Here is a 25,352-nt window from a genome sequence, read left to right on the forward strand (position 1 = left end):
CATGGGAACTTGCCATAGTAAGAAATTGGTAATATTATTTTACCAAAAGGAGTGATGCCATGGAGATGCCAAAGCCAAGCCCGGATGTTCTGAGCCGGAAATCTGCGCTTGTTGCGCGGCTGTCGCGGGTTCTGCCCGAAGATGCGATCATCCATGACCCCGCCGAAACCCGCGCTTACGAGTGTGACGCTTTGACAGCCTATAAATGCCCGCCGATGCTGGCCGTGCTGCCGTCAAGCACACAGCAGGTTTCGGACGTTCTGCGCATTTGTCATGACGAAAACGTGCCTGTGGTGCCGCGCGGCGCGGGCACTTCATTGGCCGGTGGAGCCTTGCCCACGTCGGATTGCGTCATTCTGGGCGTCGCACGGATGAATGAGGTGTTGGAAATCGACTACGACAACCGCTTCATCAGAGTACAGACGGGTCGCACCAATCTGAGCGTTACCGGCGCGGTCGAAGAGGAGGATTTCTTCTACGCCCCTGATCCGTCTTCGCAGCTGGCCTGTGCCATTGCTGGCAATATCGCGATGAACTCGGGCGGTGCGCATTGCCTCAAATATGGGGTGACAACAAACAACCTGTTGGGCGTGACCATGGTCATGATGGACGGTAGCGTTGTCGAAATCGGTGGTGCGCATCTGGATGCACCAGGTCTGGATCTGTTGGGCGTCATCTGTGGGTCCGAAGGTCAACTGGGTGTGGTGACCGAGGCCACGCTGCGTATTCTTCGCAAGCCCGAGGGCGCACGACCGGTCCTGATAGGTTTTAATGACAATGAGGTTGCGGGGCAGTGTGTCTCGGACATCATCCAATCGGGCATATTGCCGGTCGCGATCGAGTTCATGGATACATTGTGCATCAGGGCCTGCGAAAACTTTGCCCATGCCGGGTATCCCGATTGCAACGCGCTGCTGATCGTCGAAGTGGAGGGGTCTGACGCTGAAATAGATTTTCAGCTTTCGAAAATCATCGAGATAGCAAAACGCCATGACCCGGTTGAATTGCGCGAAAGCCAGTCGGCTGAGGAAAGCGCTAAGATCTGGTTGGGTCGGAAATCTGCATTCGGTGCCATGGGACAATTGAACGATTATATGTGTCTGGATGGCACGATCCCGGTGTCAGCCCTACCAACCGTTCTGCGTCGCATCGGAGAGCTGAGTGAGGAGTTTGGGTTGCCGGTCGGAAATGTGTTCCACGCGGGCGACGGAAATATGCATCCGCTGATCTTGTTCGATGCCAACAAACCCGGCGATCTGGAAAAATGCGAAGCTTTTGGGGCAGAGATTCTGAAGCTGTGTGTTGACGAGGGTGGCTGTCTGACTGGGGAACATGGTGTGGGGATCGAAAAGCGGGATCTGATGTCTCATCAATATTCACCTGCCGACCTTGAGGCGCAGATGGCGGTTAAGGACGTTTTCGATCCTAAATGGCTGCTGAACGCGGCCAAAGTGTTTCCGCTCGACGTGTCGGAGCCGCGGCGTATGGCTGCAGAATAAGGGGGCGCTGCCCCCTTGCCCCCGGAGTATTTTGGAAAAGATGAAGCCAATGAGACCTGAGACTGAGGCCGATCTGGCAAAGCTGGTGGCCGGGTTGGAAAACCCTGTACGCATTGTCGGAGGCGGGACGCGTGGAATTTTCGGTCCGCATGCAGAAATCGAAACCGGAGCTTTGCGCGGTATCACGCTATATGAACCCGGGGCGCTGACCCTTGTTGCACGGGCAGGGACGCCTTTGGCCGAGATCACGGCGGCGCTGGAAGCAGAGGGCCAGCACCTCGCATTTGAGCCGATGGACCATCGCGGTTTGCTGGGAACACAGGGTGAACCGACCATTGGCGGTGTCGTCGCGGCCAATATTTCGGGCCCGCGACGGATTCAGGCCGGGGCCTGCCGGGATTTTCTGCTGGGGGTGCGCTATGTCGATGGGCGCGGGCAGGTGATCAAGAACGGTGGCCGCGTGATGAAGAACGTCACCGGGTACGATCTGGTCAAATTGATGGGCGGGTCCTGGGGTACTTTAGGGGTTTTGACCGAGGTCTCGCTGAAGGTGCTGCCCAAACCGGAACGGGCGGCAACATTATCTGTTGCGGTTCGGGATGCTGGAACTGCGGTTCGGGTGTTGTCCGCTGCACTGAGATCGCCGTTCGAGATAACCGGGGCTGCGTATGATCCCGACGCCGGGAAAGCCCTGCTTAGGGTCGAAGGCTTCACGGATGCGGTCGCATATCGTACAGGCAGGTTGACGGCTGAACTGTCCCGGTTTGGTGAGATTTCAGAGGAAGCGGATGCAGACACGCTTTGGGCTGGTATCCGCGATGCTCATCCGTTTCAGGGGCAGGACGGGGATGTCTGGCGGCTTTCAGTTAAACCCGGAGATGCGGCCGAAGTTTCAGCGCGTGCTGAAGCGGATCAGTTGCTTTTTGACTGGGGCGGCGGGCTTGTCTGGCTGCGCGTCCCGAAAGGTACGGATCTGCGCGTGCGGCTTGGAGTGTTTTCCGGCCACGCGACACTTGTGCGAGCGGATGCAAAAACGGTCGCGCGACTGGGGCGCTTTCAACCGGAGAACGCGGCCGTCTCGACCCTGACAAAGGGATTGCGCGCGAAGTTTGACCCACGTGGTTTGTTTAATCCGGGGCTGATGGGATAGGTTTATGCAGACATCATTCACAGAACGGCAGTTGCAAGACCCGGCAACTAAACGCGCGAACGAAATTCTGCGAAATTGCGTCCATTGTGGATTCTGCACGGCAACATGTCCGACCTATCAGGTTCTTGGCGACGAGTTGGACAGCCCGCGCGGGCGCATCTATCTGATCAAGGATATGCTCGAAAACGAGCGGCAGCCCGATGAAAAGACGGTCAAACATATCGACCGGTGCCTGTCCTGCCTGGCTTGCATGACCACTTGCCCATCAGGTGTGCACTACATGCATCTGGTCGATCACGCGCGTGAATATATCGAGGCGAATTACAAGCGCCCTTTGACGGATCGCATTTTGCGTTGGGTTCTGGCGCGGATCCTGCCCTATCCGATGCGCTTTCGCTGGGCCTTGATCGGGGCTAAACTGGGTCGCCCGTTCCGGTTCTTGATGCCAGATGCCCGGTTGCGTGCCATGCTGGACATGGCGCCAATGAACATTCCACCGGTCAGCCGCAACGATGATCCACAAAACTTTGCGCCCGAAGGCGAGCGGAAAAAGCGGGTGGCCCTGATGACGGGATGCGCGCAGAAAGCGCTGAATACCGACATTAATGACGCCACGATCCGTCTGCTGACCCGGCTTGGATGTGAGGTTGTGGTGGCTGAGGGTGCTGGATGTTGTGGAGCACTGACCCATCACATGGGCAAGGTGAAAGACAGCCATGCAGCCGCAATCGCCAATATCAGGGCCTGGATTCGCGAGATGGACGGCGACGGATTGGACGCCATCGTGATCAATACCTCGGGCTGTGGGACGACGGTCAAGGATTACGGGCATATGTTCCGGAACGACACGCTCTCGGATGATGCTGCGCGGGTCTCGGGTATTGCGATGGATATCAGTGAGCTGGTTATGCAACTGAATTTGCCCGAAGGGCGTGATCAGGACCTTACTGTTGCGTATCACGCAGCCTGTTCACTGCAACATGGGCAGAAGATCAAGACCTATCCCAAAGACCTGCTGAAACGTGCCGGGTTCAAAGTGGTCGAGCCCGCCGACAGCCATTTGTGCTGCGGTAGTGCAGGGACTTACAACCTCATGCAGCCGGAAATCTCGGGTCAGTTGAAGCAGCGTAAAATAAAGACACTGGAGGTCAAGAAACCCGACATCATCGCCGCAGGCAATATCGGCTGCATGATACAGATCGGGTCCGGCACCCAAGTTCCAGTCGTTCATACGGTCGAGCTGCTGGATTGGGCGACAGGGGGGCCAAAGCCACCCGCCTTGCAACGGGCAGGAGATTCTGTTCCTATTTTGCGATAAGCCACTCTGATGCCGCCCCGCATCATTTCCTCAGGAAATTCACCTGGGGTCCGATCGCCCTATTTTTGCCCAACGTGACACGTAGGACAAAAGCTTCAGAGTGAGTCCCCGGAGATCCGAGTGCGCAAATGGATTAAGGCGATTGTGCTTTGTGCTTTGCCGATGGCGGCTACAGCACAGGACACCAGGCTGGAAAGCCTGGAGACCTCGGATTCCGGGCGCGAATGGATGGCTGTCGGGCGTCTGGATATTGCCGGAAAAGGGTTTTGCACCGGAACGCTTGTGTCGCCGACCCTTGTGCTGACAGCTGCGCACTGCCTGTTCGACAAGGTGTCCGGGCAGCGGGTGAACCCGTCCGATATCGAATTTCTGGCTGGGTGGCGGCTGGGCCGCGCTCTGGCTTATCGAACGGCAAGACAAGCTGTAATTCACCCGGATTATCAATTCAGTGCCGAGTCGTCGACGGACCGTGTCGGCGCGGATGTCGCCCTGATCGAGCTTTGGCAGCCGATCCGCAACACATCGGTCATTCCGTTTGAATCAGGAGATCAGCCCCGCCGGGGTGCGGAGGTGGGTGTGGTGTCATATGCGCATGACCGGTCGGAAGCACCTTCGTTGCAACAGGTTTGTTCGGTCATGAACCGGCAGGCAGGCGTTATGATCATGTCCTGCGACGTCGATTTCGGATCTTCAGGGGCACCGGTTTTTTCCTTTACAGGCGCGCGCCCTCAAATCGTGTCGGTTGTGGCGGCAAAGGCCAGCATGGATGGCCAGAGCGTTGCGATCGGCACTGCGGTTGAACATTCGCTGCAACTGCTGCGCGACGAGCTGTCTGCCGGGCATGGATTTGGATTGTCGACCTCCGGTTCAAGTACCGGCAAGAACGTCGGTGCAAGGTTTGTCAGGCCATGACCAAGGTCTTATTAATTTTGCTTTTGGGCCTGAGTGTTCTGGCGACCGCATCCCATGCGCAAGCCAACAAACGCAAGCTGACAGACCGGGATGACCTTTATGGTTGGGAAGCAATCGGGCGGCTGGATGTGCGCGAAGAGTCCTATTGCACAGGTACGCTGATCGCGCAGGACATGGTGCTGACCGCTGCCCATTGTGCTGTGGACCGCCGTACCGGGGAAACATACGCGCCCAAAGACATCACGTTTCGTGCGGGTCTGAGCAACGGCAACGCGTTGGCCGAACGTCAGGTCACGCAGATTGCGGTTCTGCCCGGCTACGCTTCAAATAACCCGCTTTCGCACGAAGGTGTTCGGATGGATGTCGCCCTGATGCGGCTGAATGAGCCCATCCCGTATTCGATTGCCGATCCTTTCGTGTTGCACAGCGGGCGAGTTTCGGGAAACGAGATCAGCATAGCCTCGTATGGGCGCGGACGATCCGAGGCGATCACGCGCGAAAGGTCGTGCCGCGTATTGGATCGCAGGCAGGGCCTGATCACATTTGATTGCGACGTCACCTTCGGGTCTTCCGGATCCGCCATTCTGGTAAAAAACGGTTCGCGCTGGCAGGTTTTGTCCGTGGTTTCAGCGGTAGGCACCAACGGTCGCAGAAAGGTGGGGTTCGGCATGGAGCTTGACGGAATAGTGGCCGAGCTCAAGTCCATCATGCGGCGCGATGCGCCAAAACCAACAGCTACGATCCGCCGGTTACAGGCTGGGTCCGGTGCGTCAGGGTCTGGCGCGAAATTCATCAGCTCCGGCGGGGGTTGAACTCGGTCAAATCGCTTCCCATGTCACTGATATCGGATCGCCACAACGGGGTCCGTCATCAACATTGGCCCGTCCAGCCGGAGGGCCAGATCGTGAATCGCTCAAAAATGAGGATATGACACATGCGTACATTTGATTTTGCACCGCTGCACCGCGCCACCATTGGCTTTGACCAGATCGCCGACATGATGGATCGCGTTCTGACCAATGATGTGGCACAGCCAAGCTATCCACCCTACAACATCGAAAAAACTGATGTCGACACTTACCGTATCTCGGTGGCCGTCGCCGGTTTTTCAGAAAGCGACTTGTCCGTTGAAGTGAAAGAAAACGCGCTGGTTGTTGCCGGTAAGAAGGCATCTGAGGACAAGAGCCGCAGCTATCTGCATCGCGGCATCGCAACCCGCGCGTTCGAGCGTCGCTTTGCGCTGGCCGATCACGTCCGTGTCACCGGTGCAAGCCATGAGAACGGAATGCTGAACATCGACCTGAAGCGCGAAGTGCCCGAGGCACTGAAACCGCGCCGGATCGAAATTACCTCGGCTAAAGCCATCGAAAAAGATGTGGTTGACGCCAAGGCCGTGAACTGAGGCTTTGAAAGCCTAGCGGCAGTCTCCTCCTCCCGGACTGCCGCAACACCCGCGCCCCGCGTTCCTCCAGACGCGGGGCGTTGTTTTTTTGATGAAAACGCCTTTGCATATCAAAGCGTGGGCCCGGTAAACTCCGCTACACTAATCGCGAACCTGTGCTAGAACTTGCAGATGTCGACGACATCCACGCAGACTAGACCGGCTATTCCTCAACCGCTTGCGGTTGTTGGCGTTCTTTTCGCTTCAATTTGTTTCGGGCTTGTTCCCTATTTCAGCAGGGGGCTGACCGAGCAGGGCGTCGCACCTTTCGCGGTCGCATTCTACCGCTACATCGTTCCGGCGGTTTTGTTATTGCCAGTTCTCGTCGTACATCGAACAGCCTGGCGCGAGATTTGTTGGGGTCTTGCGGTCGGAGTGGTGATGGGGCTTGGCTGGATCGGATATGTCACAGCCCTAAAGACATTGCCCGCATCGACTGTGGGCGTGCTCTATATGACATATCCGGTTTTCACGTTGATCATTGCGTGGGCTTTGTTCGCCGATACTCCCACAAGGCGTGCGATTCTTGCTTCTGGTCTCATAATTCTGGCTGCCATCATAGCAGGCTCGCCAGCATCCGTTCCGGTCGAGCACATTCCTACGCTTTTAATCTCGCTGGCGGCGCCATTTGGTTTTGGCTTCGGGATTTCTGTTCTGGTCCACAGGTTGTCCCGAATTGCGCCACTTGCACGTATCGCCTCGGTGTCTCTGGGATCGGTACTTGGGCTTTTGCCTTTGATGCTGAATGCAGACGTTTCCACGCTGCTTACTGAAGGTCAGTCCGATTGGGTTCTGATCATTGGAATTGGATTGGTCACGGCACTTGTGCCACAGCTTGTCTACACGATCTGTTCGCCGCTGATCGGCGCTTCTCAAACTGCGGTTGTCGGAAGCATTGAATTGCCCACGATGTTTGCAGTCGGGTTCTTTGCGTTTGGAGAAGCGATCACAACTGCGCAAGCCATAGCCTGTGCTTTGGTCTTGGGTGCGATTGCGATAACCAGAAGTCGGGTGACGCGCACCGTAACGACCGTGATAGCGAAAAACGAAAAGACGTAAGTTTGGGATCGGATCGAGCCCCATACGAAAAGTTCCTGCGATGCTTGCGCGTGGGGAATTCATGCTTGGTGAAATAAGCTTATTTCCCAGCCGCCACCGGTTCGTTTGACCCGAACAACGCCTCGCCTGCGGGCAGAATGGCCACCGCCCCAAGGCGATGGCCCGCCAGATCAGACCGACATGCAGACGTATTTCATCTCAAGATAGTCTTCCATGCCGTGATGGCTGCCTTCTCGGCCCAGACCGGATTGCTTGACACCGCCGAACGGGCCCAGCTCAGTCGAGATGATGCCGGTGTTCACGCCGACAATGCCATATTCCAGCGCCTCGGCCACTTTGTAGACGCGGCTCAGGTCCTTTGCATAGAAATACGAGGCCAGTCCAAAGATCGTGTCATTCGCCATGGCGATCACGTCATCTTCATTCTCGAACTTGAACAGCGGTGCCAGCGGGCCAAAGGTTTCATCCTGCGCCACCATCATGTCCTGAGTCACGCCGGTCACAATGGTCGGCTGAAAGAACGTACCGCCCAGACCGTGAGGCAATCCGCCGGTCAGAACGGTGCCGCCCTTGTCCGTGACATCCCTGATATGCTCTTCCACCTTGGCGACCGCATCGGCATTGATCAGCGGGCCGGTTGTGGTGCCCTCAGTCAGACCGTCGCCGATTTTCAGGGCTTCAACTGCCGCTTTCAGTTTGGCAGCGAACGCGTCGTAAACACCGGCCTGTACATAGATGCGGTTGGCGCAGACACAGGTCTGGCCGTTATTGCGGAATTTGCACAGCATCGCGCCTTCGACGGCTGCATCCAGATCGGCGTCATCAAACACGATAAAGGGTGCATTGCCGCCCAGTTCCATCGAGCATTTCATGACCTGATCAGCAGCTTGCCGCAGCAGGATACGCCCCACCTCGGTCGAGCCGGTAAAGGTCAACTTGCGCACACCGGGGTTTTCGCAGAACTCCTTGCCGATCTCGCTGGCCTGGGATGAAGGCACCACGTTGAAGACACCAGCTGGCACGCCGGCTTGTTCCGCAAGAAGCGCCAGAACCAGCGCGGACAGTGGTGTTTCTGCCGCCGGGCGGGCAACAAAGGCACACCCCGCCGCCAGCGCCGGCCCTGCCTTGCGCGTGATCATGGCGTTTGGAAAGTTCCAGGGTGTGATCGAAGCCGCCACACCAATGGGCTGTTTCAGCACCATGATCCGCTTGTCGCGCTGATGTCCCGGGATGGTCTCGCCATACACTCGCTTGGCTTCTTCACCGAAAAACTCGATGAAGGACGCGCCATAGCCGATTTCGCCGATGGCCTCAGCCAGCGGTTTACCCTGTTCTGCGGTCAGGATCTTGCCCAGATCTTCGGCGTTCTCCATCATCAGGTCGAACCAGCGCCGCAGGATCACGGCACGTTCCTTGCCGGTCAGCTTGGCCCATTCCTTTTGCGCGGCTTCGGCCTGTGCGATTGCTCCGGCAACCTGCGCGCGGCTGACATCGGCCACTTTGGCCACCACATCGCCCCGGGCCGGGTTGGTCACGTCGAACGTTCCGTTGTCACCATCCACCCACTGACCGCCGATATAGGCTTTGGTTACAAGCAGGCCTGGGTTCTTCAGAATTGATTTTAGATCAGTCGTTGCGTCCAGCATGTCATTCTCCGCGCAGAAATTGAGTTGGCGCACCCAATCAGGTGTTGAAGGCTTTGTCTATGGCCACTGATACAGGTCGATCAGCCCAGTTTTGATCAAATTATTTTCGGACCTAATCGTTGCAGCATAGTCGCAGCGTTGAGTTCTACGTCAGGTTGCGATCACGCGGCTTTTCTTTCCACCCCAAGTTTGCCAGAGTTTGCGTGATTTTTGGACTCAAGGGGATGTAAATGACCGTAACATTTCCTATCTTATTGGGTAATTAAAGAAAAAAAGGACAGCAGAGATGTCGAACCAGCAATTCGAAGCGCTCATCAAAGAAACGCAAACGAAAGTGCGCGAAAGCCAGTCGCAGATTGAGGGGCTGACCTCGCGCATCGAAGCGGCGCGGGCCAAGATTGGAACGGCCGAGGCCGATATCGACATCGAAAATGCCACGCTCGAGGATGTTCACGCCCACACTGAGGTGATGAACGCCAACATCGCCGAGCTGATCATGGGTCTGGACGATGTTACCAACGCGTTTTCCAAGGATTTCGACGAGATGCGCTCGAAAACCGGGTGGGAATCGTTTGTTGGCATCTTTTCCAAGGGTAAATCCGAGTCGCTGCGGCAAGAGCGGATGCGCACGGCCAATATCGACGACAAATTGCAGGACCTGATCGCCAAATCCGATGTGATCGTGAAGCTGCTGCAAGGGCAGCTGACCGTGCTGGAAGAGCAACGTGTAAAGGTCGAAGACAACCTGACAGACACGCTGGACGATCGCGAGGCAACCGTGGCCGAACTGGAAGCGCTGCGGGCCGAGATTCAGGGCATGGACCCGGCGATTATCACGCTGGAGAACAAGATCAGTGTCGAACAGGACGCCGCCGCGCGGACCCGGCTGGAAACGCAGCTGGCCGAGCTGAACAAGCAAAACAACGCCAAGGTTCAGGAAGAGCAGGTCAAGTTGGCCAAGTCTCAGACACTGGAGCGTTATATCGAAAAGGGTAAAACTTGGGTCGATTCACTCCAGAACCAGGCGGCGACACAGATGGTGCTGATCAACAAGCTGCAAACAGACACGCAGCAGCGCGTGGTGCTGTATGACGCCCTGACAAAATCGCTGAAAACCGCGCAGCAGCAGGATGTGGCCCATCGCATCAACGAGATCGGTGTGCAAACCGACCAGGAGGCTCAGACGGCAATGGCTGCTATTGGTACCGCGACCAACCAGAAAATGGCCGACATGCTTGAGGCGCATGAGGACCACATGGTCTTTGCCCGCGACGTGCTGGAGAAAAAGGCCAAGGCGGATGAGCGGTTCGCGCGCCGATTTGCCTCGATTGTCGAGAAGCATGATAAGAATTTGTATGGGGGCTCTTGAAGGGCGCAGTCGCAATGAAAGACAGCGGCAAAGGCACCTCCTACCGACCAACGCGCAAGGATATCGAGCTACCCGATTGGGTTGAGACCGCGATGATCATGCGATGGTTCGCAATCGGCATTGGTGTCGTACTCTACTGGATCACAGAGTCTATTTGGTTTCCAATATTGGGCTTTGCTGTGTTCATTGCTGTAGGGCACGTGGTTTATCGTCTCTATCGGAAAGAGGATCCGGTTTCTGCTGAAATCGCCTTTCACAACGAGGCAGATGGGTTTCATTCAGGGGATGCCGATGGTGATGGAGACGGTGGAGACTAATGGTGAATGACGCCACCCAAGACCATGTCGGCCTGACCGACACCTTCGCCTCGCGCCGCTATTTCCGCAAATTCGAGGTGATCACCGTCCACCTCCTGCGCGTGGCGGCAACGATGGAGGCCGAGGGCGCGATCTCGAAGCAAGAGGTGCGGATTGTGTCGCGTTACCTTTCGGGGTTGCTCTACACCTTTCGCGCGCTCAGCATGAAATACCTGCTGGTCGGGCGCGATACGGGGCGGTTCTTTGGCAGCCTTGCAATGGACAAGCGCGACAGCGGGTTTCCGGTGGCGGCCGAGTTGCTGACCATGGCCAATGACGCGCAGCAGGCGCAGGTGCATCTGGCGAATATGCCCTCGGAAGATGACCTGAAAACCGACATGGTCCGCACGATCATCGGTGACCGGGAAATCCCCACCAAACTGCAATTTGCGCTGTCTCAACGGCTCTACTACGAAGAGTTGCTGAAGGGTCAGCTGTTCTGGGCCCGCAACGATCCTGAGTGCCACTGGATCGGGAATGTAGGCGAACGGCGCAAGTTCATGATCCACTGGGCGGTCTATGACAGCCAGATCAACCTGCCCGTCATCTATCTGATGCAGCTGGAGGACACAGGCAAAACCGCCCTGCCCAAGGATCAACGCCGCTGGCCCGAAGTGCAGGCGCATCTGATGGCGCAATCCTTGGGCGGGCTGAAACTGGTGACGATCGCCAAGGGCTTTGATCAGGATTTCAACGACCTGCACCCCAAACACCTGCGCCGCATTCATGTGGGTCCGATGTATTCTTCGGCCTTTACCGAACAATCCGGCCCCTTGCGGCAGGTGCTGGAGGATGCGCAATCTCCGCAAGGTCAGGATTGGGCGCTGGCCTGGACTACCGAAGAGTTGCACAGCGAAGAGGTCATCGAGGAACGCGCTGGCTGGTTTTCAACTGTCGAGCGCGAGGTTTTTGCGCTGGATCCTTTCGGCGGGCAGGGGGCCGAGACGGGAGCCACCCGCACCCAACGGTCAATCATCCTGCCACAGCGCCCGTTTCAGGTGCTGGCCGAACGCAACCCGCCGGGATTTGCAGATGTGCGCAAGTTCGTCGTCAGCAATGCGGGGCAGGTTTTGAGGTACTAATTTTCGCCTTCGGCGAGAGTATTTTTGAAAAGATGAAGCAAGGGCGGTTTTTTAGATGAGTTTGACGTCAGATCAGATGGAATTGCGCGAAGACGATATTCGCAAGCATTATCCGGCAGCGACCGCTTTGCTGAATGGGTTCGAACATGCGCCGCGGATCGCCAAAGCCGTGGAAACCACCGTTGAACGCTCACCAGGTGTTTCGACTGGTCGGCGGTTTCGCTCGACGACACCGGGGTTGGTGACACGCCGGACCGTGCGCGCAGACGGGGTGCATCTGGTTGAGAGGATCGAAGCCTCGGACGATGGTGACGCCTTGGTTTCGCCGCCGCAGGCAACTGTACAACAGGCGATCCGCCGCGCCATCGCAATCGCTTTGGCCGTGGCCGATACTTATGCGGAACAGACCCCGCTTGCCGATCTGAAACGCGCGAACCTTGCCGGGGATCTGCCTGCCGCGCGGAAGACCGAGTTTTCGGAGGTTCTGACAGCCGAAGCGCTGATCACGTTGCACACGTTCGGCAATGCGCTGGCCTATCTGTTATCCTCGCATCTGGGTGAGACCACGGTTGATATTGGTGAGATCGAAGAGGTCCTGACCGACAACGGCCAACTTGCCCTGCACGGCGCGTTGTGGGAACTGGACCAGACGCTGGCCAAATACGCCTCGGACGATGCCCATCTGATCGCCGCCACCAGTGCCTATGCCGAGCAACTGATGGAGAAGTCAGCCCTGCGCGCAGGGTCCGCAGGTTACCTGGCCCCGTTCCAGAACGCAGCCTGGCATATAGAAGCCGACGATCTGACGATCCGGGGGTTCGAGCCCGCTTCAAAGGCCAAATCCACCACGCTCACCATGACGTTCAAGAAGCCGAACGAAGTGGTCGGCAACCATATCGCCAAATATCAGGCGATGAAGCTGGCCAAGATGGTGATGGCCTATGATTTCGACCGCCGCCTGAACCCGTTTGCCGAACTTGGCGGGTTCATCTTTACCTTCATGGGTGACGGCAAACCGGGCACCGGTAAGACCACGCTGATCCAGATGATGGCCGGGCTGATCAACGAGTATTGCCATAACGCAGGATACCCGTTCCGCTATCAGAACCTGAGCACCGACAATATCGACAGCTATCAGGGCAAATCCGGCCAAAACGCCAAAGCCTTTATCAACACGATCATCGACCCCTCGGTCATCGGCTTCGGCACCATCGACGATATCGACCAGTTGGCGGGCAAGCGCGGCGACCGGCAGTCCTCGGCCGGGCAGCTGGAAATCACCGCCGTTCTGATGGAGAGCTTTGCCGGTGCCAACACCGTCGTGCGCGGCAACTGCACCTTTGGCATGTTCTCGAACTACCCCGAGAATGTGGACGACGCCCTGCGCCAGCGGGCGGGAGCGCGGTTTCTGGTGGACGGGCCGCAAACGCGTGAGGACTACATCGACATCTTGCACCTGTTGATGGGCCGCAGCCACGACATTCCGCTGGGCGAACACGAGGCCTATGCCGCGCAGGAAATCAAAAAGGCCGTCGCCGCCAGTTTCGAAAGCCATTCCCGCCCGCATGAGGATGCTTTGTTGCAGGTCTATGACCGGGTGTCCGGCGATATCGGCCAGATGGACACAATCGCCAAACTGGGCACCTACCTCAAGGCGATCCAGCAGGCGGATGAGCGGTTCACGGGCCGCGCGATCAAGAACATCACCGACGCGGTCAAGGTCCGCGCGATGGATTTCGAACTGCCCGACGAATGGATGGAGAACCCCGACCTGTTCCTGTTCCGCGACTACGACACCAAGAAAGCGATGATCGAGGACCTGCGCCAGCCGATCACGGTGGAAATGGTGATGCAGGAGATCAACCGCTACGCCGACAGCGAATTCCGCTATGCCGACAAGAGCGACGAGGTAGCCATCGAAAACGCGGTGCGTGAGATGGGTCGGATGGAAGAGGCCAAGCGGCGGTATCTGGAGGGGAAGAAGTGACCGAGAAGCGAACCACTAGCGCCTGGAGCTTCAGTAATCCTATTGTTTGGGGTTTGTTGGCTACATTCGCAATCGTGGGGTTAGGAGTTTGGACTTCCGGCTTGCCAACATGCATCGAAAGTGACGCAGGGCTGAATGAATGTGGAGTTTCAAAGTGGCATTACTTCCTCTCAGCCAAGCCAAACGAAGTAGGCGATACATTGGCTGGATTCGCTGGAGCGATGGCGTTTGTGTGGATCATTGTGACAGTCTGGCTTCAAAGTGCTGAGCTTTCGGCGCAGCGAATGGAATTGGAACTGTCTCGAGAAGAATTCAAGAAAATGGCTGAGGCTCAGGACGCACAAGTTCAGATTCTGCGGGCACAAAGTGAGGAGTTGCTGAAAGAGCAGAAGATTCTGCACGAAGAATACTGGGCGAAGCAAGCAGATGAGTTGCTTGGCGTTCTTAAGAGCGTAGCGTTAGACGCGCTTGCGCAAAATCAAAGGATAGAATTCGGAAGCAACGGCGCGACTGACCTTATCCTGCATGACCACGCAAGCGTCCAATTCTCGTCGGGCCAAGGAATGAAAGCGGCGAGTGTTCACAAGATTTTGGCTGTAATCGATGATGCACTTGAGAACCTTGTTGACAGCCAATCCAACAGAATTCCAATCGTATGTCCCCAGCTAGACGAAATGTATCAACTACTTAAGGAATACCGAACAGCCCTTAACCAAACCAGCTTGGCTAAGCAACTTGCGAGTGAATTTAGCCTCATAGAGAGTTTTTCAAATAGTTTGGGTACGAAACTGGAAAGAAGCCAATGATCCGCCTTATCGAAAAAGGCCTGATGTTCGGCAACCTCGTCCACATCTCCAGCCCGGCTCTGGTTGAGCGGTATAATCGCGCGCTGCAGCATCTGGCGGGCAAGACAACGGCGCTAACGGATTTCCATGTCGATATCTCGGGCTATTCGCCAGAGGTGGGGATTGAGCTGGACGATCCGCTTTACCTCAACCCGAATGGTGTCAACCGACAGTTCATCCTGCTGACGACCGAGCAGAAACGCGCGCCTTTGCTGAACGTCAAGTTCTCGACCTCGCGCGATATCCTGCGCGAATTCATCGAGATGAATGAGGCGCAGTTGTTTGCCCTGACCGCCACTGATGCGGTGGCCGGAGAGCTGGTGAACTCGGTCTTCAAGCTCAGCAGTCCCCGTGATTTGTTTAACCTGCGCAAAATCGAGATTGAGGCCGACACCGCAGGCGGCACCTTGCGCAAGGCGCAGCAGCTGGCGGGCATGGTCGAACAGTTCAAAACCGCCGAGGACGCCTGGTTCGACGATGTGCTGATCGCCAGGATGATCGAGACCGCCAAGGAGACCGGCGACGTTACGCGCAACCCCGTCCATCTGCGCCACACGGATTTTGAGCAACGCAACTTCTGGACGGCGCATTTCGGCGGGCTGTACCTGTTCCCGGACCTGGATCACCCGGCGGCGATCTGTATGGGTGACAAGCCTGACGATTTGCCGATCAAATACGTTTTTGACCCGTCGCAGCGGAACCAGGTTGCAAAGTTTCTGGATTACAATGATCTGGTCGAACCCATCGTCAAGGCGCGCGGCGTGGATGCCGCCGCAATCCTGCAGCAGAAGATGGATTTCCTGACTGTCGACGCGGCGGCGGATGCGGATGTCGACCTGACCGGGCTGGACCGAAGCGATATGCGGCGGTTGGCGCGCAATCACTCGGATCGCTTGCCCGAAGCCTATCACGGCCTTGCGCAACTTTTGCGCTGGGCAACCGACGGGGGGCCGTGGCCGCGTATCACGTCCGATCATCCGGCTTATTTTTACACTTTGCGCGCCGCTGACACGCCGAACCGTGATCTGGTGAACATGCTGCTGGCCGAACTGGCCCCGCTGGACCCGCGCCAGATGTTCATTTGCCACAAAGAGCTGTTCTATAGCACCTATTCCAGATGGCCCGAGAGCAAGAAAGCCTATGTTGCCGACTTCCTCGCGCGCGAGTATCAGGTGGACAAGCAAGGGGCCCGTGCCGCGCTGTTCGGCCATGAGCCGGATATGAGCGGAGAAGACCGGGTCAGCGATGACATAATCGCGCGGGTCGGTCCGTGGGGTTCGGTAAGGAAAGGCTGAGATGTTCGGGTTATTGCGCCTTTTGCTGATCTTGTTGGTGATCCAAACGATCGCCTATGTCGCGCTGTCTTTCTACTCGCGCGGGATACGCCGTCGTAAACTGGAAAGCTGGTGGGACGAGAAGGGCAAGTCGGGCAACAAGGACGCTTTTGTCGAACGCGGATTGCATGTGTATGACAATTCGTTCCGGCGCAAACTGATCCTGGGTGTCTATATTGTGCCATGGGTGGCGATTGGCGCGCTGATCTACATCGTGAATTACATGTGAGGGTTTAGGCATGGCCTACGTAAAATGGGCGTTCATCATCATTTTCTGGGGAATGATCGCTGCGGTCCTGCAATACTCGCTTCCGCAACACGACGTTGTGCGTATCGTAAACACCTACGAAGAGCGGCAGGATCTGAACGACTGGACACGGATTTTCTGGTCTGAACCCGAAGACCAGTCCACCAGCCTGTCCAACCGGGATGTGCAATTCATTCAGGCCGTGCGCGAAAATGGCAAGCCGATCGTGTACCGAAACGAAGACACCGGGTGGGGGTGGCCACCCTACTTCAAGTTCGACACGGCGAACCTTTACACCGAAGCCAATGATGCGAAATCGACCAAGGAAAACCCGAAATGGGTGGTCGTGACCCATTACGGGTGGCGCAACGAGTTCATGTCGATCTTTCCCAACGCCATTTTCATCAAACATGTGGAAGGGCCGGATGCGCAGGTCATTCCCTGGTTCAACATCATTTTCCTGACAATTTTTGCCGCGCTGGTCTGGGCGGTTTGGGTGCGCTGGCGCAGGTTCCGGAAGGCCCGAATTGATCCGATGATTGAGAATGTGGAAGACGGCTTTTATGCTGCCGGCGACGCGATTGAAGAACGCCGAAACAGATTTCAGCGCTGGCTGGACAGCTGGAAGTCGAAATAGGCCTTAACGTCGCGGGCATGTTCTCAGCACGCCCGTTGGGCCAGAGATGCCGGCTACCTGACGACAAATTCTGCGTGCAAGGCACCCGCCGCCTTGATGGTTTTCAAGATGTCGATCATATCCTGGGGCGACACCCCCAGCGCGTTCAGGCCTGCGACAACCTCGGACAGGGTCGTAGCTTCGGGGATTTCGGCAAGGCCAGTTCCTTCTTCCTCTTCGATCCCCGCAATAGTGCGCGGCACGATTACTGTTTCGCCCTTGGCAAACGGGTTGGGTTGCACGGCAATCGGCGCTTCCTGAACTGTCAGGGTCAGATTACCCTGAGAGACAGCCACACGCGATATCCGGACTTCCTGCCCCATAACGATAGTGCCGGACCGCTGATCGACCACCACACGCGCTTTTGCTTCCGGCTCGACCAGAATATTCTCGATACGCCCGATGGCATGGGCCGTTGATACTGCCTGAGTTGCAGCAATGTTGAGCTCAACCGTGCCTGAATCGCGCATGATTGCCACAGCTCTGTTGAACTCGGTATTTATGGCGAATTCGATACGCGCGGCCGTGGTGAAATCGGGTTCTCTCAATGCCAGGCGCATTTGGGTCAGAGTTGACAAGTCGAACTCAATTTCACGCTCAACACGCGCGCCGGACGGGATCACACCCGAGGTTGGCACCCCGCGCACGACCGACGCGGCCTCTCCTTCAGCGGAAACGCCACCTGCAAGGATTGTGCCTTGTGCAACCGCATAGATTTGCCCGTCTGCTGCGTTAAGTGGGGTCATAACCAGCGTCCCACCCAATAGGCTGTTTGAATCGCCTATCGCCGAAACCGTTACATCGATTTGGCCGCCGACTCTGGCAAAAGGCGGCAGACTGGCTGTCACCAACACGGCTGCCACGTTCTTAGGCCGGAAATCCTCGCCCGTTACGTTGACACCCAAACGCTCCAAGATGTTGGACATGATCTCTTCGGTGAAAGGGGAGTTGCGCAATCCGTCACCGGTTCCGTTCAAACCGACAACCAGGCCATAACCCACAAGATCATTACCTCGGACACCGTCGAAATCGACGAGGTCCTTGAGGCGGATTGCCCCCGCCCAGGCCATACCGGGAAGAAGGATCAGAAGAAGTATCAGCGCCCTCATCTCAGGAAATTCACCAGCGAAAGGTTCGCATTGCGAACGGTTACCGAATAGAGGCTTTCCAACTGAAACTGCACCGTTTGCAATTTCGCCGCTGTTTCATAAGGATCTGCTGCGATCAGCACGTTCCGGCTGAATTCCAGACTGGTTCGGGCCATCGAATTTCGCGTGGCGGCCTGTTCGATGCGGGCCTCGGCGCTGCCGACCTGGGCCTGCAGGTTTACTGTGGCATCCTGTGCGTTGGCCAGATCGACGCCCAGCTGTGTGAACAATGCAGTGCGCTGATCGGAAGAAAGAGCCAAAGTATTGTCTGTGGCTATTGCTGCTACGGCAACATCCCTCAGGGCTGCCTTGAATGCTGGGTCGGTTGCCGTGAGTGGCAGCGTAACGCTTTCATTTTCCGAGATCTGCATAGGAGAGAGCGTGGTGTTCGCACCCTGATAAATCATGGCGTCAAACCCGGCAGGGCTATTGAACCATGTATCGGCAGCCAGGCGTATGTCGGAGACGGTCATGGCCCCCGTCAGTTGTGTCTTCAACGCAGCCAACAGCGTGTCAGTCGATGGCAGTGGCGAGACATCCGTGGCTGTACCCGAAAACAGACTGCGTCCACCAACCCGCGTGTTCAATGCCGATACCATCGTGTCGAGCTCATTCCTGGCATGATCTGACGCCTGTGCATGATTTACAGGCTGATTGGCCGTCCCGTAGGCCAACAGAGACGCGGTTATTTCGCCAACCGAATCTCCAAATGTCTTCAGGCTCAACTGCATGGCATCCGTGAACAGGGCCATTTCGGCTGTGGCGATGCCAAAGGCGTCGAGTCTGGCAAGCGAACGGTCCAAATCCAGGATCTGAGAGTAATCTCCGCCAAGCCGGTCAGATATGTCCTGCACTTTGCCGGTGGACATCTCGTAAGAGAGGGTTTCAATCTGTGTTTTGATTTCAGTGGCGCGAGTGCGAAGGGTCATACCGCGCGCCAGATCGCCGATGGCAGTCAAGTTCATGCTCATAACCTCAGAAGCGTTTCCATAAGCTCATCGACAACCGAGATGACACGTGCGTTTGCTGCGTATGTCTGTTCGATCTGCATGAGGCGCTGTAGTTCCTGATCCGTATCGACGCCCTGTTCGGCCTCAATCTGTGACATTTGTTGTTGGCTGTTGCTGGCAAATGCCTTCCGCCGCTCCGCGGCTTGAGATTGCGCCCCGGCTTTCGATATAAGCGCCTCGGTCAACTCGGCGGCGCGCATGTTTCCAGTGCCAAACAGCCCGCCAGGTACGGTGCGCGCATCATTCAGAATGGCACCGAAAGCACGCAGTTGCGACGCTTGTCCGGGATCGCCCGGTGTTGCGGCACCCAGCCCGGCGCGGAGCTTCCAGCTGTCGCCGCCGTTGTCGGGGTCTGCAACCGAATTCAGCGAAATGCGCGATGACAGCCCGACAATGGTTATCGGGTCGAACCGATTTCCGTTGTCCGTGAACATACCGGGATCTGTCGCAAGTGCCGTGGGATCCAAGCCCGGCGTTTCAAATCGTTCGATAAGATCGCGGGCAACGGTGTCAAGCTGCAACTGTGCCTCAACCGCCAATTCATCACGGACCGAAAACTGCGCTGCCAATGCGCCACCGCGGATTTGCGCAGTGTCCCCGCTGGTGCGCACCGGATTGCCGTTCATTGACAATCCGGACAGCAGACCATTTGCAACCGTCATGTGGGGTTTCGTTTCACCGGTCGTGGAAAAGGTGAACTCGGACGCCTTACCCTCCAAAAGTATCAACCCGCCGTCTGAATAGAGGGATACCTGATCGTTGGCGCGTGGCACAACGTTGACCGGGATCAGGGTATTGACCTGATCGATCAGGACTTGCCGTTGATCCAGCAAGGCCCCGATATCTCCGCCGGAATTCTGAATGGCCGGAATCTTTGCGTTCAAAATTTCGATGTCTTTCAGAACCAGGTTCAGGCTTTCGATCTGAGCGCCTATCTTGCGGTCCGCGTCCGAGCGTGCCTGTCGCACACCTTCGGAAGCCGCATTCAGCTCTGCCGCAAGATCGCTCGCCGCGCGCGCCACTTGATCAAGTCTTTCGATCGAGTCGGGGAGACTGGCTGCGGTGATGAAGTTGTTTTCCAAGGCAGACATACGGCTGGCAAGGGATGGCGTGCCGTCTGCTGTTCCCACAAGGTTTTCGAACCGTGAACGGAAATCTGAGATGGCGGATTGAAAGGCAAGCTCGGCGTCTGACGATCGTCTGTTGGCCGTCAGAACCGGATCCTGATGCCGGATCACCCCAACCGTACGCACGCCATTGCCAGATATGGGGCTTGTCGCCAGTTCAAGGGACCTGCGCGCATAGCCCGGTGTCAGGGCATTCGCGATATTCCCCGACACCACAGCGGCCCCGCGACTGGCCGCTGTCAGCCCGCCCAATGCGTTATTGAGTGCTGTCGACATATTCATGAGGCCGCTCCTTTCCTTTGGTCAGTGCCTGGATCAGCGCTTCAAGTTGGTCGTTTCCTGAAGCATCTCGTCCACCGTCTGGATCACCGTGGCGCTGGATGAATAGGCGCGCTGTGTCTGGATCAGTGATGTCAGCTCGGTTGCCACATCCGTGGTGGATTCCTCGCGCGCGAAAGAAACGATATCTCCGGTTGGACCTTCGCCCGCGTTCCACAGAAAGAACGTGCCGCTTTCGCGGGATGGCGCGTAGGTTTGACTGTCCAGTGCCGTCAGGCCGTTGGGATTGGGAACATCGGCCAGCGGGATCTGGAACATTCGGCGGCTGACACCGGTATCGTAGAATGCATAGACATAGCCACTTTCATCGACCTGAACGCTGGTCATCGTACCAACGGCAGAGCCATCCCGCGTGATTGAAACCGGAGCGAATGTATCGGATAGCTGAGTAATGCCATCGGCATCGCCGATCAGCCCGATATTGACCTCCATCGGGCCGCCAGCGACGTTGACCATGACACTGCCGGTTGCCGGATCGTAAGCGCCGCCGGATACAGGAGTGACGCTGGCCAGAGTGCCCCCGGCTGTTCGGTTGTCGGTAAAGGTCAAAGTATATTCCCCGATAACCGCGCCGCCAGATGCCGAGTCGCGTAGAACCATGGTCCATTCATTGCTGCTGCCGGTTGCCGGAACGGTCGGGATCAGTTGGATATCAATACTTTCGGATTTTCCGAGATTGTCGAAATACTCGACCGACAAAGGCTGTGTGTCACCTGGCGCACCCGCATCTGTTGCCGTTGCGGGAAGGTTCATACGCAGGTTCATCTTTGTCGTCGGGGCACCGGACAACTGATTGACGCTCAACTGAATTGGTTCAAGCGCGGCGGGCGTGTCGCGTGGAACGGGCGGGATGGACCCGTCTGCCGCAGCACGCCATCCCAATAGAACAAGGCCGGATTCGGTCACCAGATATCCTTCGTCATTGGTCCGGAAGGAACCTGTGGTCGTCAGCAACATCTCGTTGGAATTTGAGCCGACCTGCGAGCTGGATCGCACCGGCAACATGCCGCGTCCGCGCACTGCCAAATCGGTAGAGTTGCTGGTGGTCACCAGTGATCCGCGCTGGTCAATCATGCGCTGGCTGGTCGTGCGCACGCCCCCTGCCGAATAACTGCCACCCTGACCAGACGTGACCATCGAATGAAAGTCAGTTTCCACCCGTTTGTATCCGTAGGTAGAAGAGTTTGCGATATTGTCGGAAATCGTGGCCAGCCTGTTGGCGTTGGCCTTCAACGCTGCCACACCGGCATTCAGCGAAGAGGAAATGGTCATTGGCGCGCCCTTCTGTTGCGTCAAGCTTCGATGCAACAGGTAACGCGCTGCCCCTTAACAGCGCGCTAACAGGTAAAATGCGTTCTATCCTTTAGGGTCGACGCAGAAGTATCACTTCGATTCGGTTGTTCCGAACTGCCATCGGATTGTCGGTGAAGAGTTTTCTGTCAGCATGACCTGTGATGCGATCCATACGGCTTGCCGCCACGCCTTTGTCCTGTAACAGCTGGCGGACTGATTGCGCCCGGGCAGTGGACAGATCCCAGGCGGTATTACGAACCTGCACAACAGGAGATGCGCTGACATGGCCTGTGACTGCAATCGGGTTGGTCACCAGATCCGAAGAACGCGCTATGATCAAAGCAAGCGCCCGCATGATCCCGGTTGGTTTCTCGGAACCGGATTCGAACAATGGCTGGGTATCCGTATCGAATAGCTCAACGACGAATCCTTCGTCGGTGACGCGTGTCACGATATGCCTGAGAAGCTTATCTGACACCTCGCTTTCACCGGTTCGCCCCAAAAGCTGAGCTTCAAGCGTCGAGAAGTCTTCGGTGTCACCTTTGCCACCACCGTTGGCGTTCACACCGGTTGATCCGCGCGCCTGACGGGATTCAGTTGCGTGTTTGGTGCTGGCCCCGGCACCATCCCGCAGCAACGTCTTTTCCGACAACATACTGTCGCCGCCAAAGGCACCGTCTCCGCCGCCGGATTCGGGGCTCAGAGGGATTGTCGGGGCGAAGTAATCCGCCAATCCTTTGCGTTGCTGTTCAGTTGTCGCGTTCAGCAGCCACATCAACATGAAGAAGGCCATCATGGCCGTGACAAAGTCGGCATATGCAACTTTCCACGCCCCGCCGTGGTGACCATCACCACCCGATACACGCTTCTTCTTGATGATGATTGGCGCCGCATTGGTCTGCGCACCCATCTCCACCACCTATATTATCACCCGACTATCTGCCTAGCAGAGCAGGTCTTAAGGTGGCCTTAATACTTAAAACTGTTCAGAGTTCCGCCTAGCGTGGCAAGCTGATTGATGCACGGCGCAGTATCAATGACAGGCGATCAAAACTGTTTTCGATTCCCTCAGACTCTGGTTTGGCAAAAAAGGCGTCCAGTTCCTCATGGATGCGAACAGCCTGATCCAGCAGCGGGTCAGACCCTTCGGCATACAGCCCGGCCTTGATCATCACTTCGGACTGCTCGTAACTGCCCACGAGTTTTCGGGTTTCGGTGATCATCTGGTTCTCGGCCTCGGATGCGGCTCCTGGCAGGCTCCGCGACACTGATCTGCTGACGTCAATGGCCGGGAAACGTCCCCGTTCGGCGATGTTACGGCTCAGCACAATGTGCCCGTCCAAAACGCCGCGCAGAATGTCAGCGATGGGTTCATCCATGTCCGAACCGGCCACCAAAACGCTGAACACTGCGGTAATATCCCCCTGTTCCTGGGTTCCGGGGCCTGCGCGTTCGCAAAGACTGGCGATCAGGGGTGTGACTGAGGGTGGATATCCCCGCAAAGACGGCGATTCCCCCATAGAAACAGCAATTTCACGATGCGCTTCGGCAAAGCGGGTCACAGAATCAGCCAAAAAAAGAACGTTCAGCCCCAGATCCCGCAGATACTCAGCCATCGACATGGCCGACCAGGCGCACCGCCTGCGCGCCAACGCCGACTGGTCAGAGGTGGCAGCCACCACGATCGTGCGTTTCATGGCTTCGGGGCCAATGGCCTGCGCGACAAATTCATTCACCTCGCGTCCGCGTTCGCCAATAAGCGCGACTACGACGACATCGGCCTGCATGGACCTAGCCAGTGTGGAAAGCAGGGTCGATTTTCCGACACCCGACCCGGCGTACAACCCCACCCGCTGACCGCGCACGACGGGCAACACAGTGTTGAGAACCGACAAACCGGTGCCCATCCTCTGCCCCAACGGTTTGCGCGCCACGGCTGGTGGAGGGGCCTGTATGATATCGCGTGTCTGCGGGCCGCTCAGCAACGGCTTTCCATCCAAGGGTCTGCCAAAGGGGTCGATTACTCGTCCAAGCCAGTGCAATCCTGGTGCAAAATCCGGTGATGGGTCAAGGTAGACGCGATCCCCCAGGCTAACGCCGTCGGGCGCCGCATTGGGAAGCATTTTGATATGGCCAGCACTGACATGAAGCACCTCGCCCGCAAGATCGGACCCGACGCGCCGCCGCAATGTCAGCAAATCCCCGACCCGGGCATGCGTGTTCAATCCACCGATCTCGATCAGACCCTGTGCGACGCCGGTGACCAGCCCCACGTGACGGACTGCGGTCATCCTGTCGAGCTCGTGTTTCAGAAGTACCGGGTCGAGATCAGACATCGTGGGGTCTCCAACTGAGTTCTGAAAACGGTTTCTAAAGGAATCGGGGTTAAGCCTTGATTGAAATTGATCGAGGGAGAAGCCCCGATGTTCTATGACCTGAACGTCTTTAAGACAGCGTACGCAATGGCAACCCATGCAGGGCAACGGCAGGCGATCATTGCGCGAAACATGGCCAATGCGGATACGCCGGGCTATCAACCGCGCGATATCGAGGCCTTTCAGAAAGCTTTCGAAACCACCGGGCATGACGTGACCATGGAAGCCACGCGGCCGGGCCATCTGCACGGCAGTATGGGTGCGCAAAACTGGGCTGAGGTTGAAGCTGTCCCATCAGGCGATCCCAATGGCAATGGCGTGTCGCTTGAGGAAGAGATGCTGAAATCGGTCGATGTCAAACGACAACATGACCGAGCGCTGGCGATTTACAAATCCTCGATGGACGTTCTGCGCACCAGTTTGGGTCGCGGATAAGGGGCGGCAGGTATGAGCGATTTTTCCCATTCCCTTGCTGCGTCAGCCAGTGCCCTGCGCGCGCAATCCGCACGGTTGCGGCATGTGTCCGAAAACATCTCGAACGCAGACACGCCCGGCTATCGGCGCAAGACTGTACCCTTTGAAACCGTGCAGAAGAACGGTGGGGACATGGTACAGGCCGGCCTCGTGACGCTTGATCAGCGTTCGCTGAGCCGCATCTACGACCCCGGTCATCCGTTGGCAGATGAAAGTGGTCACTACCAAGGCTCCAACGTCGATTTGATGATTGAAATCGCGGACGCCCGGGAAGCCCAGCGCAGTTATGAGGCCAATCTAAAGATGTTTGATCAGACGCGGCAGATGTCGTCGTCGCTGATGGAATTGCTCAGAAAATAAGGACAACCAGAATGGATATCCGATCACTCAACGCCGCGCAGAATTATGCCGGCGCACGCTCTGCCACACAGGCCGATCCCGATCATAGCGGGGCGGCACAAGGATTGAGGGCGACCTTTCAGGACTTTGCAACCACGCTGAGACACAGCGAACAGATATCTCAGTCTGCGATGATCGGTCAGGCTGATCCCCATGCACTTGTTCAGGCGCTGGCCCAGACTGAACTGGCGGTAGAAACCGCGGTGATCGTCCGCAACAAAGTGGTCGAAGCCTATCAGGAAATCCTAAGAATGCCGGTCTGACCC

At 57.0% G+C, this 25,352-nt stretch carries 25 protein-coding genes; 18 read left to right on the top strand and 7 right to left on the bottom strand.

The window, feature by feature from the left end; translation table 11 throughout:
- Nucleotides 1–59: 59 nt before the first annotated feature.
- The 7 genes from ACR3FC_RS10340 (at nt 60) to ACR3FC_RS10370 (ending at nt 7,379) form a co-directional block, all read left to right on the top strand.
- Nucleotides 60–1,499 carry an FAD-linked oxidase C-terminal domain-containing protein gene (locus ACR3FC_RS10340; RefSeq protein ID WP_480474705.1) on the top strand — a complete coding sequence of 480 codons (1,440 nt, stop codon included), beginning with the start codon at nt 60–62 and terminating at the stop codon, nt 1,497–1,499.
- A 49-nt stretch (nt 1,500–1,548) separates the two neighbouring features.
- Nucleotides 1,549–2,649, top strand: a complete 1,101-nt coding sequence (glcE, locus tag ACR3FC_RS10345; RefSeq protein WP_480474706.1) for a glycolate oxidase subunit GlcE — start codon at nt 1,549–1,551, stop codon at nt 2,647–2,649.
- 4 nt (nt 2,650–2,653) lie between these two features.
- Nucleotides 2,654–3,967: a glycolate oxidase subunit GlcF gene (glcF, locus tag ACR3FC_RS10350; protein WP_480474707.1), complete on the top strand. Its 1,314-nt coding sequence runs from the start codon at nt 2,654–2,656 to the stop codon at nt 3,965–3,967.
- A gap of 120 nt (nt 3,968–4,087) precedes the next feature.
- Entirely contained in the window at nt 4,088–4,879 is a 792-nt protein-coding gene (locus tag ACR3FC_RS10355) for a trypsin-like serine peptidase (protein WP_480474708.1), read from the top strand.
- Nucleotides 4,876–5,691 carry a trypsin-like serine peptidase gene (locus ACR3FC_RS10360; RefSeq protein ID WP_480474709.1) on the top strand — a complete coding sequence of 272 codons (816 nt, stop codon included), beginning with the start codon at nt 4,876–4,878 and terminating at the stop codon, nt 5,689–5,691. The genes ACR3FC_RS10355 and ACR3FC_RS10360 overlap by 4 nt, the downstream gene beginning before the upstream one ends.
- 122 nt (nt 5,692–5,813) lie before the next feature.
- Nucleotides 5,814–6,281 (top strand): Hsp20 family protein, encoded by a 468-nt coding sequence (locus ACR3FC_RS10365; RefSeq protein ID WP_480474711.1) that lies wholly within the window; start codon nt 5,814–5,816, stop codon nt 6,279–6,281.
- 171 nt (nt 6,282–6,452) lie between these two features.
- A complete protein-coding gene (locus ACR3FC_RS10370; RefSeq protein ID WP_480474713.1) occupies nt 6,453–7,379 on the top strand; it encodes a DMT family transporter in 927 nt (308 codons plus the stop codon).
- Between the two features lie 170 nt (nt 7,380–7,549).
- On the opposite strand, the gene ACR3FC_RS10375 is transcribed toward ACR3FC_RS10370, so the two are convergent.
- The gene (locus tag ACR3FC_RS10375; RefSeq protein WP_480474715.1) at nt 7,550–9,025 is read right to left on the bottom strand and encodes an NAD-dependent succinate-semialdehyde dehydrogenase; all 1,476 of its coding nucleotides are present in this window, start codon (nt 9,023–9,025) and stop codon (nt 7,550–7,552) included.
- 286 nt (nt 9,026–9,311) lie between these two features.
- Between ACR3FC_RS10375 and ACR3FC_RS10380 the strand changes: the two genes are divergently transcribed.
- Genes ACR3FC_RS10380 through ACR3FC_RS10415 form a run of 8 tightly spaced genes read left to right on the top strand, consistent with a single transcriptional unit; the run spans nt 9,312 to nt 16,882 of the window.
- Nucleotides 9,312–10,394 (top strand): hypothetical protein, encoded by a 1,083-nt coding sequence (locus ACR3FC_RS10380; RefSeq protein ID WP_480474717.1) that lies wholly within the window; start codon nt 9,312–9,314, stop codon nt 10,392–10,394.
- A gap of 14 nt (nt 10,395–10,408) precedes the next feature.
- Nucleotides 10,409–10,711, top strand: coding sequence for a hypothetical protein (locus ACR3FC_RS10385; RefSeq protein ID WP_480474719.1), 303 nt, complete (start codon nt 10,409–10,411; stop codon nt 10,709–10,711).
- A complete protein-coding gene (locus ACR3FC_RS10390) occupies nt 10,711–11,832 on the top strand; it encodes a hypothetical protein (RefSeq protein WP_480474721.1) in 1,122 nt (373 codons plus the stop codon). The genes ACR3FC_RS10385 and ACR3FC_RS10390 overlap by 1 nt, the downstream gene beginning before the upstream one ends.
- A 55-nt stretch (nt 11,833–11,887) precedes the next feature.
- The gene (locus ACR3FC_RS10395) at nt 11,888–13,819 is read left to right on the top strand and encodes an AAA family ATPase (protein ID WP_480474722.1); all 1,932 of its coding nucleotides are present in this window, start codon (nt 11,888–11,890) and stop codon (nt 13,817–13,819) included.
- Nucleotides 13,816–14,625: a hypothetical protein gene (locus tag ACR3FC_RS10400; RefSeq protein ID WP_480474724.1), complete on the top strand. Its 810-nt coding sequence runs from the start codon at nt 13,816–13,818 to the stop codon at nt 14,623–14,625. Before ACR3FC_RS10395 ends, ACR3FC_RS10400 begins: the two co-directional genes overlap by 4 nt.
- Nucleotides 14,622–15,959 (top strand): DUF6638 family protein, encoded by a 1,338-nt coding sequence (locus tag ACR3FC_RS10405; RefSeq protein WP_480474726.1) that lies wholly within the window; start codon nt 14,622–14,624, stop codon nt 15,957–15,959. The genes ACR3FC_RS10400 and ACR3FC_RS10405 overlap by 4 nt, the downstream gene beginning before the upstream one ends.
- Before the next feature lies 1 nt (nt 15,960).
- Nucleotides 15,961–16,227, top strand: a complete 267-nt coding sequence (locus ACR3FC_RS10410; protein WP_480474728.1) for a hypothetical protein — start codon at nt 15,961–15,963, stop codon at nt 16,225–16,227.
- 10 nt (nt 16,228–16,237) lie between these two features.
- A complete protein-coding gene (locus tag ACR3FC_RS10415) occupies nt 16,238–16,882 on the top strand; it encodes a DUF1523 family protein (protein ID WP_480474730.1) in 645 nt (214 codons plus the stop codon).
- Between the two features lie 53 nt (nt 16,883–16,935).
- Here ACR3FC_RS10415 and ACR3FC_RS10420 read toward each other — a convergent pair whose 3' ends face one another.
- From ACR3FC_RS10420 to ACR3FC_RS10445, 6 genes are all read right to left on the bottom strand, one after another.
- A complete protein-coding gene (locus ACR3FC_RS10420; protein WP_480474732.1) occupies nt 16,936–18,030 on the bottom strand; it encodes a flagellar basal body P-ring protein FlgI in 1,095 nt (364 codons plus the stop codon).
- Nucleotides 18,027–19,034: a flagellin gene (locus ACR3FC_RS10425; protein ID WP_480474734.1), complete on the bottom strand. Its 1,008-nt coding sequence runs from the start codon at nt 19,032–19,034 to the stop codon at nt 18,027–18,029. Before ACR3FC_RS10425 ends, ACR3FC_RS10420 begins: the two co-directional genes overlap by 4 nt.
- Nucleotides 19,035–19,036: 2 nt before the next feature.
- Nucleotides 19,037–20,488: a flagellar hook-associated protein FlgK gene (gene flgK, locus ACR3FC_RS10430; RefSeq protein WP_480474737.1), complete on the bottom strand. Its 1,452-nt coding sequence runs from the start codon at nt 20,486–20,488 to the stop codon at nt 19,037–19,039.
- 33 nt (nt 20,489–20,521) lie between these two features.
- Nucleotides 20,522–21,817, bottom strand: coding sequence for a flagellar hook protein FlgE (locus tag ACR3FC_RS10435; protein WP_480474739.1), 1,296 nt, complete (start codon nt 21,815–21,817; stop codon nt 20,522–20,524).
- Between the two features lie 91 nt (nt 21,818–21,908).
- Nucleotides 21,909–22,748 carry an OmpA/MotB family protein gene (locus ACR3FC_RS10440; protein WP_480474740.1) on the bottom strand — a complete coding sequence of 280 codons (840 nt, stop codon included), beginning with the start codon at nt 22,746–22,748 and terminating at the stop codon, nt 21,909–21,911.
- Between the two features lie 88 nt (nt 22,749–22,836).
- Nucleotides 22,837–24,174, bottom strand: coding sequence for a FliI/YscN family ATPase (locus ACR3FC_RS10445; RefSeq protein ID WP_480474742.1), 1,338 nt, complete (start codon nt 24,172–24,174; stop codon nt 22,837–22,839).
- An 87-nt stretch (nt 24,175–24,261) separates the two neighbouring features.
- On the opposite strand from ACR3FC_RS10445, the gene ACR3FC_RS10450 reads away from it, so the two are divergent.
- The 3 genes from ACR3FC_RS10450 to fliE are packed head-to-tail and all read left to right on the top strand — an operon-like array spanning nt 24,262 to nt 25,349.
- Complete coding sequence (locus tag ACR3FC_RS10450) at nt 24,262–24,648, top strand: FlgB family protein (RefSeq protein WP_480474743.1); 387 nt, start codon at nt 24,262–24,264, stop codon at nt 24,646–24,648.
- A 12-nt stretch (nt 24,649–24,660) separates the two neighbouring features.
- A complete protein-coding gene (gene flgC, locus ACR3FC_RS10455) occupies nt 24,661–25,047 on the top strand; it encodes a flagellar basal body rod protein FlgC (RefSeq protein WP_480474745.1) in 387 nt (128 codons plus the stop codon).
- Nucleotides 25,048–25,058: 11 nt separating this feature from the next.
- Nucleotides 25,059–25,349, top strand: coding sequence for a flagellar hook-basal body complex protein FliE (gene fliE, locus ACR3FC_RS10460; RefSeq protein ID WP_480474747.1), 291 nt, complete (start codon nt 25,059–25,061; stop codon nt 25,347–25,349).
- The last annotated feature ends 3 nt before the right edge of the window (nt 25,350–25,352 follow it).

Source organism: Ruegeria sp. AF3, assembly GCF_056536285.1.

What these genes read in the sequence shown, in the direction of transcription:
- ACR3FC_RS10380 (WP_480474717.1), top strand. Translation starts at nt 9,312, where the DNA reads ATGTCGAACCAGCAATTCGAAGCGCTCATCAAAGAAACGCAAACGAAA.
- ACR3FC_RS10370 (WP_480474713.1), top strand. Translation starts at nt 6,453, where the DNA reads ATGTCGACGACATCCACGCAGACTAGACCGGCTATTCCTCAACCGCTT.
- ACR3FC_RS10415 (WP_480474730.1), top strand. Translation starts at nt 16,238, where the DNA reads ATGGCCTACGTAAAATGGGCGTTCATCATCATTTTCTGGGGAATGATC.
- glcF (WP_480474707.1), top strand. Translation starts at nt 2,654, where the DNA reads ATGCAGACATCATTCACAGAACGGCAGTTGCAAGACCCGGCAACTAAA.
- glcE (WP_480474706.1), top strand. Translation starts at nt 1,549, where the DNA reads ATGAGACCTGAGACTGAGGCCGATCTGGCAAAGCTGGTGGCCGGGTTG.
- ACR3FC_RS10420 (WP_480474732.1), bottom strand. Translation starts at nt 18,030, where the DNA reads ATGAGGGCGCTGATACTTCTTCTGATCCTTCTTCCCGGTATGGCCTGG.
- ACR3FC_RS10360 (WP_480474709.1), top strand. Translation starts at nt 4,876, where the DNA reads ATGACCAAGGTCTTATTAATTTTGCTTTTGGGCCTGAGTGTTCTGGCG.
- ACR3FC_RS10450 (WP_480474743.1), top strand. Translation starts at nt 24,262, where the DNA reads ATGTTCTATGACCTGAACGTCTTTAAGACAGCGTACGCAATGGCAACC.
- ACR3FC_RS10425 (WP_480474734.1), bottom strand. Translation starts at nt 19,034, where the DNA reads ATGAACTTGACTGCCATCGGCGATCTGGCGCGCGGTATGACCCTTCGC.
- ACR3FC_RS10445 (WP_480474742.1), bottom strand. Translation starts at nt 24,174, where the DNA reads ATGTCTGATCTCGACCCGGTACTTCTGAAACACGAGCTCGACAGGATG.
- ACR3FC_RS10405 (WP_480474726.1), top strand. Translation starts at nt 14,622, where the DNA reads ATGATCCGCCTTATCGAAAAAGGCCTGATGTTCGGCAACCTCGTCCAC.
- flgK (WP_480474737.1), bottom strand. Translation starts at nt 20,488, where the DNA reads ATGAATATGTCGACAGCACTCAATAACGCATTGGGCGGGCTGACAGCG.
- fliE (WP_480474747.1), top strand. Translation starts at nt 25,059, where the DNA reads ATGGATATCCGATCACTCAACGCCGCGCAGAATTATGCCGGCGCACGC.
- flgC (WP_480474745.1), top strand. Translation starts at nt 24,661, where the DNA reads ATGAGCGATTTTTCCCATTCCCTTGCTGCGTCAGCCAGTGCCCTGCGC.
- ACR3FC_RS10440 (WP_480474740.1), bottom strand. Translation starts at nt 22,748, where the DNA reads ATGGGTGCGCAGACCAATGCGGCGCCAATCATCATCAAGAAGAAGCGT.
- ACR3FC_RS10385 (WP_480474719.1), top strand. Translation starts at nt 10,409, where the DNA reads ATGAAAGACAGCGGCAAAGGCACCTCCTACCGACCAACGCGCAAGGAT.
- ACR3FC_RS10340 (WP_480474705.1), top strand. Translation starts at nt 60, where the DNA reads ATGGAGATGCCAAAGCCAAGCCCGGATGTTCTGAGCCGGAAATCTGCG.
- ACR3FC_RS10410 (WP_480474728.1), top strand. Translation starts at nt 15,961, where the DNA reads ATGTTCGGGTTATTGCGCCTTTTGCTGATCTTGTTGGTGATCCAAACG.
- ACR3FC_RS10375 (WP_480474715.1), bottom strand. Translation starts at nt 9,025, where the DNA reads ATGCTGGACGCAACGACTGATCTAAAATCAATTCTGAAGAACCCAGGC.
- ACR3FC_RS10365 (WP_480474711.1), top strand. Translation starts at nt 5,814, where the DNA reads ATGCGTACATTTGATTTTGCACCGCTGCACCGCGCCACCATTGGCTTT.
- ACR3FC_RS10395 (WP_480474722.1), top strand. Translation starts at nt 11,888, where the DNA reads ATGAGTTTGACGTCAGATCAGATGGAATTGCGCGAAGACGATATTCGC.
- ACR3FC_RS10435 (WP_480474739.1), bottom strand. Translation starts at nt 21,817, where the DNA reads ATGACCATTTCCTCTTCGCTGAATGCCGGTGTGGCAGCGTTGAAGGCC.
- ACR3FC_RS10390 (WP_480474721.1), top strand. Translation starts at nt 10,711, where the DNA reads ATGGTGAATGACGCCACCCAAGACCATGTCGGCCTGACCGACACCTTC.